10 protein-coding genes are annotated in these 14,544 nt (G+C 70.7%); 4 read left to right on the top strand and 6 right to left on the bottom strand.

Translation table 11 applies throughout. From position 1 onward, the window contains the following. Nucleotides 1-39: 39 nt before the first annotated feature. Nucleotides 40-2,463 carry a ComEC/Rec2 family competence protein gene (locus tag MBA17_RS01190; protein ID WP_238494315.1) on the bottom strand — a complete coding sequence of 808 codons (2,424 nt, stop codon included), beginning with the start codon at nt 2,461-2,463 and terminating at the stop codon, nt 40-42. After that, nucleotides 2,460-2,849: a ComEA family DNA-binding protein gene (locus MBA17_RS01185; protein ID WP_238494314.1), complete on the bottom strand. Its 390-nt coding sequence runs from the start codon at nt 2,847-2,849 to the stop codon at nt 2,460-2,462. The genes MBA17_RS01190 and MBA17_RS01185 overlap by 4 nt, the downstream gene beginning before the upstream one ends. Between MBA17_RS01185 and MBA17_RS01180 the strand changes: the two genes are divergently transcribed. Beyond that, nucleotides 2,842-2,997, top strand: a complete 156-nt coding sequence (locus MBA17_RS01180; protein WP_238494313.1) for a hypothetical protein — start codon at nt 2,842-2,844, stop codon at nt 2,995-2,997. The two genes, MBA17_RS01185 and MBA17_RS01180, sit on opposite strands and share 8 nt — an antisense overlap. A gap of 1,171 nt (nt 2,998-4,168) precedes the next feature. On the opposite strand, the gene MBA17_RS01175 is transcribed toward MBA17_RS01180, so the two are convergent. From MBA17_RS01175 to MBA17_RS01160, 4 genes are all read right to left on the bottom strand, one after another. Further along, complete coding sequence (locus tag MBA17_RS01175; RefSeq protein WP_238494312.1) at nt 4,169-5,032, bottom strand: DegV family protein; 864 nt, start codon at nt 5,030-5,032, stop codon at nt 4,169-4,171. Nucleotides 5,033-5,128: 96 nt separating this feature from the next. Continuing rightward, complete coding sequence (gene hutI, locus MBA17_RS01170) at nt 5,129-6,334, bottom strand: imidazolonepropionase (protein ID WP_238494311.1); 1,206 nt, start codon at nt 6,332-6,334, stop codon at nt 5,129-5,131. 993 nt (nt 6,335-7,327) lie between these two features. Then, entirely contained in the window at nt 7,328-8,779 is a 1,452-nt protein-coding gene (hflX, locus tag MBA17_RS01165) for a GTPase HflX (RefSeq protein ID WP_238494310.1), read from the bottom strand. 456 nt (nt 8,780-9,235) lie between these two features. Then, nucleotides 9,236-9,934, bottom strand: coding sequence for a DUF4097 family beta strand repeat-containing protein (locus MBA17_RS01160; protein WP_238494309.1), 699 nt, complete (start codon nt 9,932-9,934; stop codon nt 9,236-9,238). A gap of 250 nt (nt 9,935-10,184) precedes the next feature. On the opposite strand from MBA17_RS01160, the gene aceB reads away from it, so the two are divergent. From aceB to MBA17_RS49090, 3 genes are all read left to right on the top strand, one after another. Next, complete coding sequence (gene aceB, locus MBA17_RS01155) at nt 10,185-11,774, top strand: malate synthase A (protein ID WP_238494308.1); 1,590 nt, start codon at nt 10,185-10,187, stop codon at nt 11,772-11,774. 81 nt (nt 11,775-11,855) lie between these two features. Continuing rightward, nucleotides 11,856-13,307, top strand: a complete 1,452-nt coding sequence (locus MBA17_RS01150) for an FAD-linked oxidase C-terminal domain-containing protein (protein ID WP_238494307.1) — start codon at nt 11,856-11,858, stop codon at nt 13,305-13,307. Beyond that, complete coding sequence (locus MBA17_RS49090; RefSeq protein ID WP_274384765.1) at nt 13,307-14,518, top strand: FAD-binding oxidoreductase; 1,212 nt, start codon at nt 13,307-13,309, stop codon at nt 14,516-14,518. The genes MBA17_RS01150 and MBA17_RS49090 overlap by 1 nt, the downstream gene beginning before the upstream one ends. Nucleotides 14,519-14,544: the final 26 nt, after the last annotated feature.

The raw sequence follows: 14,544 nt of genomic DNA, 5'->3' as shown, positions 1-14,544 counted from the left end.
CTCTGGCGCCGGTGGATCGACGATGCCGGTCAGGGAGAATCAGTCGTCGTTCTGCCCTCGGGACAGGATGGCCAGGCGGCCCTGATCGTCGATCACCGCCAGGTCGCCGGATCGGTCCGTCCGGTAGATCCGTATGCCGTGCCATGCCAACAGGCTGAGCGTGGCCGGGGCGGGATGGCCGTAGTCGTTGCCGGAACCCACGCTGATCAGCCCGGCCCGTGCGCCGGTCGCCGCTACAAAGGCCGGATCCTGTCTGGCGGAACCGTGATGCGGGATCTTGAGGATCTCCACGCGGGGAAACCCGCGCCGGAGCAGGTCCGCCTGGGCCTCGGTCTCCATGTCTCCGCTCAGCAACGCGGAGCCTGCCGCCCAACGCACGTGCAGCACGACGCTGGCGTTGTTCACGACCGACCCCTCCCCCGGCCCCGCGGGGACGGCGTCGCCGTACGGCGCGAGCACGGTCACTTCAGAAGGCCCGAACCGCCACCGCGTCCCCGGGACCGCCAGGCGTTCGGTCGCGCCGTGTCTCGCGATGTCGCCGGAGATTCGCCTGACCGCCGGGGACGCATCCCCTTCCGAGCCGACCACGACCCCGGCCACTCGGCGTCCCCTGAAGACCCCCGCCATCCCGCCCGTGTGGTCGAAGTGCGGGTGCGTGAGGATGAGCAGCGGCACCTCGCGGACTCCGAGGTCGCGCAGGCACCTGTCCACGAGGCGGGGGTCGGAGCCGGTGTCCACCACCACTCCCCTGCCGGTTCCCGCTGCGATCACCAGTGCGTCGCCCTGACCCACGTCGCACGCCACCAGCAGCCAGCGGCCGGGCGGCCACGACGACACCGCCGGCCCGATGACCAGGATCGCGGCGAGGGCACCGCCGGCCAACGCCAGACCTGCCCGGCGGCCGAGCGGATGTCGCAGGAGCACCAGGATGGCGATGGCCGCCACGGCGAGCAGGGCGAGACCGGCAAGTCCGCCCGGCCACGGCACGACGCCGAGCGGCAGCGCCGCCGCGTGCCCGGCCACCCCGATGATCCAGCCGGTGACCAGCCCCGCGGGCCAGACGATCAACCTGGCCACCTCCATGTGCAACGGCGCGATCAACGCGGCGGCGAATCCGAGCAGCGTCGCCGGTGCGACGGCCGGCCCCGCGAGCAGGTTGGCCGGTATCGCGGAGAGCGTGATCTGACCGGACATCAACACCAGAACGGGTGTCACGGCGGCCTGTGCCGCGGCGGGGATGGCGATCGCCTCGCTGAGCCAGATCGGCAGCCGTCCGGCCATGCGGTCACGCCATCGGGGAGCCAGGAACAGGATGCCCGCGGTGGCCCAGACCGACAGCGCGAAGCCGTAGGAGCGGGCCAGTGAGGGATCGAAGAGGATCAGGAGCAGGACGGTACCGGAAAGGGCCGCCACGCCATCCCGGGATCGACCGGTCCCGAGTGCGATCGCGGCCACCATGCCCATGAGCAGCGCCCGCAGGACGCTCTCGGAAGGTCTGGCCACCACCGTGAACGCCAGCATCGAGGCCACGGCCAGCGCAGCCCGCACCGCCAGCGGCATGCCTCCGGCCCTGCCCAACGCGATGGCCGCCCCTGCCACGATGGCGAGATTGGCGCCGCTGACCGCCGTGAGATGGCTGAGGCCGGCGGCGGCGAAGTCGGCCTTCACCTGTTCGTCCATTCGCGACACGTCGCCCACCACGAGGCCGGGCAACAGGCCCCGCTGGTCCGGTGGCAGCGGCTCGGCCGCAGTGCGAAGCCCTGCGCGCAACGTGCCCGCCACCCGCTGCACGCCGGAGGGCGGCGAGAGCGCCTTCGGCGGACCGCGGACCAGCAGTATCGCCGCTGTCAGCTCTGCCTGATCGGCGGGGGCCAGCCTGCCGTGCACCGACAGCCGCTGGCTGGGCAGCAGCTCTTTCCACCGCGCCCCGGAGCCGAACACCACGACGGGCGAGTCGACCGCCATCCTGCCCGCCGCGGTCTCGATCACCTCGACCGTGGCACGCGTCACCACGCGTTCTCCGCCGAATGCCGCTCCATGGGCGGGCAGCACCCGGGGATCGTCCGTGATCACGATCTGCGCCGTAACCGACGCTCCCGCCCGTGCGCCCTCCGCGATCGGCCCCGTCGTGATCGACTCCACCCTGAAGGCCACAGCCACCGCGGCGGCGGCCACACATCCCAGCACCGCCACAGCCGACCTCGCCCACGTCCCCAGCCATGCCGAGTGCTCCGCGCCACGGGCTCGCCACCAGGCGGCGGCGGTCACCATGACCGCGCCCAGACCGGCCGCACCCGCCGTGATGACACCTGCTCGCACCGGGCAGCCCAGCAAGATCAGGGCAGTGCCCCATGCCGTCATCGCCGGTAACACCAGACGCAGGGAGTCGGCGCGCCGGTCATCCTCGTGTGGTGGCCCGGCAGCCGGGGACGCGCCGTGGCGTGAGATCACGGCGAAGCTCATATGCGAACCTTGTCCTTGATGTCGGCGTACTTGCTGTTCCCGATGCCGGAGACGTCCTGAAGTTGCTCCACGCTGCGAAAGCCACCGTGGCCGTCGCGGTACTCGACGATGCGACGGGCGAGCACCTCGCCGACACCTGGTAACACGTCCAGTTGCTCAGCGGTGGCGGAATTGAGGTCGACCAAGGCTCCAGGGCCGATCGCACCACCCGGCACGGTGCCGGGCAGGGGCAGAGCGCCGGGAACCGTCGAAGCACCCACGATGACCTGCTCTCCATCGATCAGCCGGCGCGCCAGATTGAGCGAGCGTGTCGCCGCGGCCCTCGTCGCTCCACCGGCGGCCTCCACAGCGTCGGTGACCCGGGAACCATCGGGCAGCGTGACCACACCCGGCCGCCGGACCTTTCCCGTGACATGCACGGTCACCCCCGCTGCCGGGGACGGCCCCGGCTGGGGCGACTCGCCGGGCTGCGGAGCGGACGCCCTGGTGCTCGGCGGCAAGGGCTCGGCCACCGGTTGGCTCCGCCACGCGTAGACGCCGCCGACGAGTGCCGCCAGCACACCGATCAACAGCAGCACCCGCAACCCCGGACGCCCGATGTCGAAGGCGGGGCCGTGTGCGGCGAGAGCCGTACGCAGTGCCGAAGAGAAGCGGCCGGGAACGCCAGGGACGCCAGGAACATGGTCACGGGATGGGATGGGCTCGGCTCCCGACGCTGGAGGGGCGGGAGAATCGACTGACGGCCGACGGTCACCGCGATCACTCGGATCCCCTTCCGGATCGGTTCGCCATCGCTCCACACCCGTGCGGAGTCTGGGCGCCGCAGGAGCACCGCGTCGCCGCTCACCGAAATCGAGGAAGGGCACGATGCGGTCACTCGGCGGCCGTTCCACCTGATCCGCATTCGAACCAGCACCATCACCGACATCCGCTCCGGACCCGAAGACCTTCCGGTGCGGCACGTCATCCGTGCACTCGTCGACGGAAGGCACGGGAATGTCGCCGGGGTGGCACGCCGCGCCGGGGCCGGGCGGCCACACCGGCTCGTCGTGTGATCGCGGATGCACGACGGAAGGCGAACCCGGTACGGAACGGAGGGGCGCCTCGCCCTCTCCGGAACCGGCCGCGCCGGCCACGCCGGCGAGCGGGACCCGCGCGGGACCCGGAAGGAGTGCACGCAGCCTTGCCTCGGCTATGACACTCTCGGCTGCGGCCTGCTCTTTGCTTCCCACCAGCCGCACGTTAGGGCCCTCGGCGAAGGCGTTTCCCCGCCGAATGACGCTCTGGGGAAAACCTGCGCCGCGCCGACTTGCCTGGGGACAAGCACCGGCGGCTCGGCACGGAGAGCGCGGCACGGAGAGCGCAGCACGGAGAGCGCAGCACGGAGGGCAGCACGGAGAGCGCAGCACGGAGAGCGCAGCACGGAGAGCGCAGCACGGAGAGCGCAGCACGGAGAGCGCAGCACGGAGAGCGCAGCACGGAGGGCAGCACGGAGAGCGCGGTGCGGAGAGCGCGGTGCGGAGAGCGCAGCACGGAGGGCAGCACGGAGAGCGCGGTGCGGAGAGCGCGGTGCGGAGAGCGCAGCACGGAGAGCGCGGTGCGGAGAGCGGTGCGGAGGGCGGTGCGGTGTCGTCCTCCTCCCCGGCGCAAACGGCTCGGCGAGCAGGCTCGGCGAGGAGTGCGCGTGTGGCGCCTGTGGGCGTGGTCAGGTGCCGGAGCTGGGCAAGGAAGGGGTGACGGTCACACCCAGCATGCCGGGCCCGACATGTACGCCTATCACGGCGCCGACTTCGACCACCTCCAGACGCTGGAGCTGGGGAAGGCGGCGCGCGAGCCGCTCGGCCAGGGCGTCCGCCTTGGCGCGGGCGGACAGATGCTGGACGGCGACGGCCACCAACTCGGTGGACGCGGCCTGAACGGCGAGGTCTTCGAGGCGGGCCACGGCCTTGGCCGCCGTGCGCACCTTCTCCAGCGGAACGATCGCGCCGCCTTCGATGTGCAACAACGGCTTGATCATCAGGGCGGAGCCCACCAGGGTCGCGGCGGCGCCGATCCGGCCGCCACGGCGGAGGTGGTCGAGAGTGTCCACGTAGAAGAAGCTTCGGGTCGCGTCGATCTGCCGGTGGGCGGCGGCGGTCACCTCGGCCAGGGTGCCGCCGCGCGAGGCGCTGCCGGCGGCGGCCAGTACGGCGAATCCGAGCCCCATCGCGATGGACCGGCTGTCGATCACCTCAACGGGAAGGGACGCGTCCCGGGCGGCCAGCCGCGCCGCCTCGACCGTGCCGGACATCTCACCCGACAGGTGGATGGACACCACCCCGCCGCACCCGGCCGCCGCAGCGGCCTCGTAGACGTCATGGAAACGCCGGGGTGACGGTCTGGAGGTGGTGATCGGCGGCCGGTCGCCGAGCTCGGCCGTCACGCTCCCGGTGTCGGTCTCGGCCACGTCCTCGTACGGCCTGCCGCCGATGACCACCTGAAGCGGCACCACCGTGATGCCCAGCCGAACGGCCTCCTCTTGAGGGAGATAAGAGGTGGAATCAGTGACAACGGCGACTGGTGGCGGCATACCCAGACATTACTCATCAATAGATCACGTACCAGCAGCCAAATCAGCCACATTCAGCGGCTTGTGCGGCGGCGGAACCAGCGGAAGGGACGAGTGCTACTGGACCGGGGTGCCGCCGCTCCAGACCCGGCGCGGCTTGAGGCCGAAGGACCAGGCGAAGGCGCCCTCGTGGTCGGCGTCCCACTGGACGATGTCGGCGAGGCGGCCGGGCGCCAGCACGCCTCGGTCGGGAGCGCCGAGCACGTTGGCACCGCCGAGAGTGGCCGCACGGAGGGCGTCGCCGACGCTCATCCCGAAGGCGGCGACGGCGAGGCTGATGACCAGTGACATCGAGGTGATGCCGCAGTGGCCGGGGTTGTGGTCGCTGCCGAGGGCGATGGGCACGCCCTGCGCGATCATGCGGCGGACCGGCGGGAGGCTGCCTCCCTGCATGGCGGTGCCGGGGCAGACGACGGCGGGGATGCCGTAGCGGGCGAGCACCGCGATGTCCTCGTCGGAGGTGTGGTGGAGCAGGTCGGCGGAGGCGCAGCCGAGTTCGGCGGCGAGCTGGACGGCACCGCGGCGGCTGTAGGCGCCGGCGTGGATGCGGGGCATCAGGCCGACGTTGCGCCCGGAGGCGAGCACCCAGCGTGCTTCCTCGGTGGTGAAGTGACCGTCGTCGCAGTAGACGTCGACGCTGTCGGCACCGGCCGCGGCGGCGTCCGCACACCAGGCGCCCACGGCTTCGACGTAGTCGCGCTGGCGGCCGAAGTATTCGGGCGGCACGACGTGGGCGGCCATGAACGTCACGTGGATCCGCGGCATCATCGGCTCTTTCTCGAGCTCGCGGAGCAGGCGGACGTCGGCCAACTCGCCGTCGCGGGTGAGGTGGTAGCCGGTCTTGGCCTCGACGGTGGTGCCGCTGAGCAGCCAGTCACGCAGACGCTCACGTACGCCGTTGCACAGGGTCCAGGGATCGGTGCCACGCGTGACCGTCACGGTGGAGCCGATGCCGCCGCCGGCCGCGGTGATCGCGCTGGATGTGGAGCCGCCCGAGCGCATGGCCATCTCGGCGTAACGGTTGCCCGCGTAGACGGGGTGCGTGTGAGCGTCGATCAGACCGGGCGTGACGAGGGCGCCGCCCAGGTTCTCGACATGGTCGACGTCGACGATGTCGTCGACGACTCCGGGGACGCTCTGCGGCAGGTCGGCGGCGCGGCCAACCCAGGCGATCCGGTCGTTGTGCACCAGGATCGCGGCGTTGCTGCACACGTCGTTGCCGGTCCATAGCCGACCGATGTTGGTCAGCAGGCGAACGGTCATCGCATCACCGCTCCCATGGAGAGCAGGCCCCAGCATCGTCGGGCGCCACGCCCATGGGGTCCGCTCGCAGTCCGGACGACATTGGGGGGTCTCCTGCTCTCATCCGCGTCGGGTTGTGCGGTGACCGTACCGCCGGGATCTTGGACCGGCGATTTCGGTTCAGTTACGTTATTTCACAGGTCGGCTTGCCGTACAGGGCGATTCGAGAAGAACGCCACCCTCTCATGATCCGGCTGATGATCTTCCCGCCTGACCTTCGAAGATGTTCCCGCACCTCAGACCGCATTTTGCTCGAACTGTATCAAGTTTCACATCAGCCAACACGAGAAACCCGTGACAGGATTGTGTCGTTTGGCTTGGCTAATAGTAGCAATCCAAGTCCTACCGGACCACCGTCCCGTTTGCACCAAGATGCGCGGTTCAGTCGCTCCGGCGAGCTATTGGAACAAGTTCTAGCAGAGATCCAGGGCGACGGCCATGGTTCTGGAAGTTGTCGCTTCTCCGAGCAGGCCGCGCCGCGGCGGGCGCCTTCGGAGAGGCCGATCCGGATCTCGGGCCTGCGTACGAGGGCGCCGGCTCGGCCCTCGACCGCTCGACCGTGGATCGCCCGCCCATGCCCCCGTCGGGCCCGGCTCGAACCGGGCCGGCGTGGACCGCGCCGCTCACCGGCCCGGTCCACGTCGCCTGCGGCCCTCAGCGCGGGTTCACGCCCGCGAGCGCTGCGAGCGCCACCGAACCGCTCGCGTGGTGACGCGGGTGGCCCGAGTGGCGCGGAACCCGGCGCGCAGACCGTGTACTGGTTCCGGAGCCGTGAAACGGCAACCCGAAGCAGCACAGCGATCCAAGCACCCGGCACGGCAACCGAAGCAGCACGGCAACCCGGACTGCGGCACGGCGACCGCACCCCGGCACAGCGGCCGCGGCACGACGACCCGACCCGCAGGCACAGCGGCCGCGGCACAACAACCCGGACCGCGGGCACGGGGAGGTCGTTCAGACCGTTTCGACCGGCTTGACGATGCGGTCGAGGTCGTCGGAGAGGCTCGGCAGGACCCGGGCGTGCAGGATGGTGCCGTCTCCGGTGTGCTCCACCGACAACACCTCCCCCTCCTTGTGCGCACGTGAGATCAGGTCGCCCCGATCGTAGGGAACCAGCACCCGGACCTCGTGGTCGAGTCTGGGCAGCTCCCGCTCGATCAGCGACCTCAGCTCGTCGATGCCAGCCCCGGTGCGGGCCGAGACGATGACGCTGTGCCGTTCCTTCGCGGTGAGCCTGGCCAGCACCTCGGGGTCGGCCGCGTCGGCCTTGTTGATCACGACGACCTCCGGGATGTCGCCGGCGTCCACGTCGGCGAGCACCTCTCTGACGGCCGCGAGCTGTGACTCGGGATCGGGGTGCGCGCCGTCGACCACGTGCAGGATCAGGTCGGCGTCGCCGACCTCCTCCAGCGTGGAGCGGAACGCCTCGATGAGCTGGTGCGGCAGGTGCCTGACGAAGCCCACGGTGTCGGCCAGCGTGAACAGCCGGCCCTCCGACGTGCGGGCCTTGCGGACGGTCGGGTCCAGCGTGGCGAACAGCGAGTCCTCCACCAGCACCCCGGCCCCGGTGAGCCGGTTGAGCAGGGAGGATTTGCCCGCGTTGGTGTAGCCGGCGATGGCGACCGCCGGCACCTCGCGTTCGCGGCGGCGATAGCGCTTGGTCACGCGCGCGGTGGACATCTCGCCGATCTGACGGCGGAGCTTGGCCATCCGCTCGCGGATCCGCCGCCGGTCCAGTTCGATCTTGGTCTCACCGGGCCCGCGGCCGCCGATGCCCACACCGCCCGCAGCGCGGCCACCGACCTGCCGGGACAGGTTGCCGCCCCAGCCGCGCAGGCGCGGCATGAGGTACTGCAGCTGGGCGAGCTCGACCTGGGCCTTGCCCTCGCGGCTCTTGGCGTGCTGGGCGAAGATGTCCAGGATCAACGCGGTCCGGTCGATGACCTTGACCTTGACGGTCTCCTCCAGCTGGCGGAGCTGACCGGGAGCCAGCTCGCCGTCGCAGATCACCGTGTCGGCCTCGGTCGCCTCCACGATGTCGCGCAGCTCGGCGGCCTTGCCGGAGCCGATGTAGGTCGCCGGGTCGGGCTTCTGCCGGCGCTGGATGAGCGCCTCGAGCACCTCGGACCCGGCGGTCTCGGCCAGGAGCTTGAGCTCCAGCAGGGAGTTCTCCGCGTCGGTCGCGCTCCCAGAGGTCCAGACGCCCACCAGGACGACCCTTTCGAGTCGCAGCTGGCGGTACTCGACCTCGGTGATGTCCTGGAGCTCCGTCGACAGGCCTGCGACGCGGCGGAGCGCCTGGCGGTCTTCAAGGTCCAGCTCGCCGGTGTCGGGGGCCAGGAGCTCCAGGTCCTCCCACTGCCGGGTCTCGTCACGTGTGTATCGAGTACGGGAATCGTTATGCATATAAGTCATCTCTGTGAGGTCAACGTCTGAACACCCAGGTGTCTTCCCCGATCGTCGCACGTCACTCGGCGACGGTTCATCTGGTTTTGAAGCGCTCCCCACGACTAAAGAAGTCGGGGGATTCCAGCCGGCTCGGGCTCCGTCTGCGCGGTGGCCTGGGTTGCTGTCGCTTGGCGGTTCGCCTTCCGGCCCACGTGGTCGCGTGGTTTGCGCGCCCCAGCCCGCCCACCCGGTCGGGGTTGTGCGTGCTCCGCCCTCCCGGCGGGGAGGATGTTCACGTCGGCGTGTTCGGTGTGGCCGCACGAGGTGCACCGGAAGACCGCTTGGCTCTCGCGGGACTTTCGATCCACCACACAGATCAACATACGGCGTTGATCTATCTACCGCTCAAAGATGCGACAGAACGGCTTACCTCCACGGCTGAAGCCAGGGGTCCGCACACTGCATCTCCGATCGTCACGACTTGAGCACCGAGGCGTCGCCGGAACCGGTGGTGAGAACCAGCTTGTTCGGAGCCGACTTCTCATTGGTGACCTCGACCCTCTCCTCGCCCGACCCGGTCTCGGTGGAAACGGCGTAGGACCCGTCAGGAACGGTGACCGCCGCGTCGCCGGAGCCCGTCTCCAGCTCGACGTCCTCGGGGGCGGTGGTGAACTTCAGCGTCACGTTGCCGGATCCCGTCTCGGCGAAGGCCTTCTTGCTGCCGAGGCTGCCGGCCTCGATGTCGCCGGAACCGGTGTTGGCGGTGAGCTGGCCGGTCAGCGCGCGCAGAGTGATCGTGCCCGAGCCCGTCTCGACGTCCACCTTCATGGTCTTGGGGACCTCGACCTTGTAGTCGACCGAGCAGGAGTTCCACCCGACCCTGGTGGGGCAGTCATAGCTCAGGGTCACCGTCTCCGCGACGACCGGGTGCTTCGTCTTGGGCTTGTCGTCGCCCCGCCAGTGCATGGTCTCGGTGACCCGGATGCCGCTGCGGTCGGTCTCGCTCACCACGATCTCGCCGGAGCCGCTGCGGACCCTCAGCTCGGCGACCTTCTCCGTGATCTCGTAGTCGACGACCTCCTCGCTGTCGGCCGCGGCGATGTTCTCCAGGCCACAGCCGGTGAGCAGGAGCCCGGAGCCGAGCAACGCCCCAACGATCACGATCTTCTTCATTTTTCATGCCTTCCGGTCTTGGCACTTCCCGATGACGGCCCGTTGTGACCCTCCCCTGGAAGAGGGAGGGTCGCTCCTGCCCACGTCTAAAAGCTTGGCCGAGGCTGCGTCTCGCGCCCATCCGGGACGCCCCCGGATAGCCCCGGGGTACACCCTGAGGTCCCCCCGGGCTTTGACCCCCCATGAGGCATGAAGTAGCGTCACTTCCATAATTCAGAAGTATTTTTCCACATCATGGAAAGGGACCTCGATGGACGGCATTGAGATCACCGGCCCCGTGCTGGACCGGTTCGAGGAAATCCTCACGCCCGAGGCGCTGGCCTTCGTGGCCACCCTCCAGCGCGAGCTGGGCGCGCGGCGTCTGGCGCTGCTGGACGCGCGCGCCACCCGCCAGGCGGAGCTCTCCGCGGGGGGCACCCTCGGCTTCCCGGCGGAGACCAGGCCGATCCGCGAGGACGACACCTGGCGGGTCGCCGACCCGGCGCCCGGCCTGGAGGACCGCCGGGTGGAGATCACCGGACCGGTCGACAAGAAGATGACCATCAACGCCCTCAACTCCGGCGCGAAGGTCTGGCTGGCCGACTTCGAGGACGCCAACTCGCCCCTGTGGGAGAACTGCGTCAGCGGCCACCTCAACCTGCGCGACGCCCTCGACCGCACGATCGACTTCTCCGCCGGCGAGAAGACCTACGCGCTGCGCCCGGCCGCGGAGCTCGCCACGGTCGTCGTCCGGCCCCGCGGCTGGCACCTGGACGAGAAGCACCTCCTGGTCGACGGAGCCCCGGTCTCGGCGTCGCTGTTCGACTTCGCCCTCTACTTCTTCCACTGCGCGCAGCGCCAGCTCGATGCGGGCCGCGGGCCGTACTTCTATCTGCCCAAGATCGAGTCGTACCTTGAGGCGCGGCTGTGGAACGACGTCTTCACCCGCGCGCAGGAGCTGCTCGGCATCCCCTACGGGACCATCAGGGCGACCGTGCTCATCGAGACCTATCCGGCGGCGTTCGAGATGGAGGAGATCCTCTACGAGCTGCGCGACCACTGCGCCGGGCTCAACGCGGGCCGGTGGGACTACCTGTTCAGCGTCATCAAGAAGTTCCGTACCCGGGGGCGGGAGTTCCTGCTGCCCGAGCGGAACGCGGTGACGATGACCGCCCCCTTCATGCGCGCCTACACCGAGCTGCTCGTCCGGTCCTGCCACAAGCGCGGCGCGCACGCGATCGGCGGCATGGCGGCCTTCATCCCCTCGCGCCGCGACCCGTCCGTGAACACCACCGCGCTGGAGAAGGTCCGGGCCGACAAGACCCGGGAGTCCGGCGACGGTTTCGACGGTTCCTGGGTGGCCCACCCCGACCTGGTCCCGATCTGCCGCGAGGTGTTCGACTCCGTGCTCGGCGACCGGCCCGACCAGCGCGACCGCCTCCGTGCGGACGTCCAGGTCTCGGCGGCCGACCTGCTCGCGGTCTCGGAGACGCCCGGCGAGATCACCGAGGCCGGGCTGCGCAACAACGTGGACGTCGCGCTGCGCTACCTGGCCGCCTGGATGGGCGGCAGCGGCGCGGTCGGCATCCACAACCTGATGGAGGACGCGGCGACCGCCGAGATCTCCCGCTCGCAGATCTGGCAGTGGATCCACAACGACATCGAGCTGGCCGACACCGGCAAGGTGGTGACCCGCGACCTCGTCGAGCGGATCATCGGCGAGGAGCTGACCGCCATCAAGGCCGAGCCGGGGTACGACGAGGCTCGCTACGCGCAGGCCGCCGCCCTGTTCAAGGAGGTCGCCCTCGACGACGACTTCGCCGAGTTCCTCACCCTCCCCGCGTACGACCGCATGCCCTGAGACGCCGGATCGGCGGGCCGGGCTCGCGCGTGCGCCGGCCTCGACACTGGAGCAGGATGGGTTTGAGGAGGTAGAGCCACTGTGACAACGCTCCAGGAACTGGCGGACCGGCTGCGCCGGGAGATCGGCACGGCCGCGGTGATCACTGATCCGGTGCGGTTGCGCACCTACGAGTGCGACGGCCTGACCTATCACCGGGCGACGCCCGGCGTCGTGGTGCTGCCCGAGACGGCCGAGCAGGTCGCGGCGGTCGTGCGGGCCTGCGCCGAGTACGGCGTGCCGTTCGTGGCCAGGGGGGCCGGCACGGGCCTGTCCGGGGGCGCGCTGCCGCGTACCGACGGGGTGCTGATCGTGACCTCGCGGATGCGGCGGATCCTGGAGGTCGACCTGCCCAACCGGCGGGCGGTCGTCGAGCCCGGGGTGACCAACCTGGCGATCACCGAGGCCGTCCGCGACCAGGGCTACTACTACGCGCCCGACCCCTCCAGCCAGCAGGTCTGCTCGATCGGCGGCAACGTGGCGGAGAACTCCGGCGGCGCCCACTGCCTGAAGTACGGCTTCACGGTCAACCACGTCGAGGCCCTGGAGATCGTCACGCCCGGCGGCGACATCGTCACGCTCGATGCGCGGGATCCGGGGTACGACCTGCTCGGCGCGTTCGTCGGCTCGGAGGGCACGCTCGGCGTCACCACGAAGATCACCGTACGGCTGACGCGGGCCCCGGAGACCGTGACGACGCTGCTGGCCGCCTTCCACGGCATCGAGGCGGGCGGCGTGGCCGTCTCGGAGATCATCGGGGCGGGAATCCTGCCGGCCGCGATCGAGATGATGGACGCGCTGGCGATCGAGGCCGCGGAGGCCGCCGTGGGCTGCGGCTATCCCGAGGGCGCCGCGGCCGTGCTGATCGTGGAGCTCGACGGGCCGGTCGCCGAGGTGCGCCACCAGTTCACCGAGGTCACCCGGATCTGCGAGCAGAGCGGAGCGTTCGAGCTGCGCACGGCCGACGACCCGGCCGAGCGGGCGGCGATCTGGCGGGGCCGTAAGTCGGCGTTCGCGGCGGTGGGCCGGATCAGTCCCGCCTACATCGTGCAGGACGGCGTGGTGCCGCGCACCGCGCTCCCCCAGGTGCTGGCCGGCATCGACCGGCTGTCCCGCGAACACGGCATCCGGGTGGCGAACGTGTTCCACGCGGGCGACGGCAACCTGCACCCGCTGGTGCTGTTCGACGACGCCGAGCCGGGCGCGGGCGAGCGGGCCGAGCTGGTGTCGGGGCACATCCTCGACCTGTGCATCGAGCACGGCGGTTCGATCACGGGCGAGCACGGCGTCGGCGTGGACAAGTCCCGCTACATGACGAGGATGTTCTCCGACGACGACCTCGACACCATGCAACTGGTCCGGTGCGCCTTCGACCCGCGCGGACTGTCCAACCCGGGCAAGATCTTCCCGACGCCGCGGCTGTGCGGTGAGGTCCCCGGCGTGCGCAAGGGTGTCCACCCGCTCGTCGCGGCCGGAGAGGCGGAGCACTTCTGATGGACGACACGGCGCTCGACGCGCTGGAGCGGACCGGCGTGACGATCCGCGAAGCGGGGCCCGACGACGACGCGGCCGGGATCAGGCCGGGCCGGGTGGCGCTGCCCGAGTCGACCGGCGAGGTCGCGGCGTTGATGCGGGTCTCGGCGGAGCACGATCTGGCCGTCGTGCCGGTCGGCGGGGGCACCAAACTGCACTGGGGCCGCCCGCCGGAACGCTGCGACCTGCTGATCGACACGTGTTGCCTGAGCGAGGTCGTCGAGCACGCCGCCGGTGACCTGGTGGTGCGGGTGCAGGCCGGGGTGACGATGGAGGCCCTGGCACGGATGCTGGCCGCGAAGGGGCAGGAGCTGGCACTCGACGTGCCCTTCGACGGCGCCACCGTGGGCGGCACGCTCGCCACCGCGACCGCCGGCCCCCGCAGGCTGAGGTACGGCACGGCCCGCGACCTGCTGATCGGCATCACCGTGGTGCTGGCCGACGGCACGATCGCCAGGTCCGGCGGCAAGGTGGTCAAGAACGTCGCGGGCTACGACCTCGGCAAGCTCTTCACCGGCTCGTACGGCACGCTCGGCGTGATCACCGAGGCGACCTTCCGGCTGCACCCCCTGGCCGCGAACCGGCGCTGGGTCACCTTCTCCCTGCCCGGGTCCCCGGCCGGCCTCCGCGACCTCCAGACGCTGGCCGGCGCGCTCGCCGCCGCCCAGTCCGAGCCGAGCGCCATCGAGCTCGACTGGCCGGACGTCCAGGGTCCGCTGACCGTCTCGGCGCTGGTCGAGGGCACGGCGTGCGCCGACCGGGCCGCCGCCGTACAAGAGCTGATCGGGCGGGACTGCGCGGTCTCCGGCGAGGCTCCCGGGTGGTGGGGGCGGCCGGTCGGGGAGGAGGTCCTGCTGGAGTTGCGGGTGCCGCCCGCGGCTGCCGGCCGGTCGCTGCTCGCCGTACGGGAGGCGGCGGGGGATGGCGGGGTGGCGGTGCGGGGGGCGCTGGGGTCCGGGGTGTTCGGGATCTCGTCGCGGACGAGGCTGGACGCGTTCGTGCCCGCCGTACGGCAGGGGCTCGACGGTCGGCTGGTGGTGTTGTCGGCGGCCGGGGAGCCGGTGGCCGATCCGTGGGGGGAGACCGGGGCGATCGTCCTGATGCGAAGCGTGAAGGAGAGGTTCGACCCGGACCGCCGGATGTGTCCCGGACGATTCGTCGGCGGGATCTGACGGCCGGGCACGGCTCGGGGAAGAGA

Origin of the sequence: Dolomitihabitans soli (assembly GCF_022213955.1) — a bacterium.
Lineage (GTDB): Bacteria > Actinomycetota > Actinomycetes > Streptosporangiales > Streptosporangiaceae > Streptosporangium_A > Streptosporangium_A soli.
Note: the sequence above shows the minus strand (reverse complement) of the source record. Positions and strands in the feature narration are given on the sequence as shown.

Excerpts from the sequence above, each read along its gene's own strand:
- MBA17_RS01190 (WP_238494315.1), bottom strand. The coding sequence starts at position 2,463 with ATGAGCTTCGCCGTGATCTCACGCCACGGCGCGTCCCCGGCTGCCGGG.
- MBA17_RS01175 (WP_238494312.1), bottom strand. The coding sequence starts at position 5,032 with ATGCCGCCACCAGTCGCCGTTGTCACTGATTCCACCTCTTATCTCCCT.
- hutI (WP_238494311.1), bottom strand. The coding sequence starts at position 6,334 with ATGACCGTTCGCCTGCTGACCAACATCGGTCGGCTATGGACCGGCAAC.
- hflX (WP_238494310.1), bottom strand. The coding sequence starts at position 8,779 with ATGCATAACGATTCCCGTACTCGATACACACGTGACGAGACCCGGCAG.
- MBA17_RS01160 (WP_238494309.1), bottom strand. The coding sequence starts at position 9,934 with ATGAAGAAGATCGTGATCGTTGGGGCGTTGCTCGGCTCCGGGCTCCTG.
- aceB (WP_238494308.1), top strand. The coding sequence starts at position 10,185 with ATGGACGGCATTGAGATCACCGGCCCCGTGCTGGACCGGTTCGAGGAA.
- MBA17_RS49090 (WP_274384765.1), top strand. The coding sequence starts at position 13,307 with ATGGACGACACGGCGCTCGACGCGCTGGAGCGGACCGGCGTGACGATC.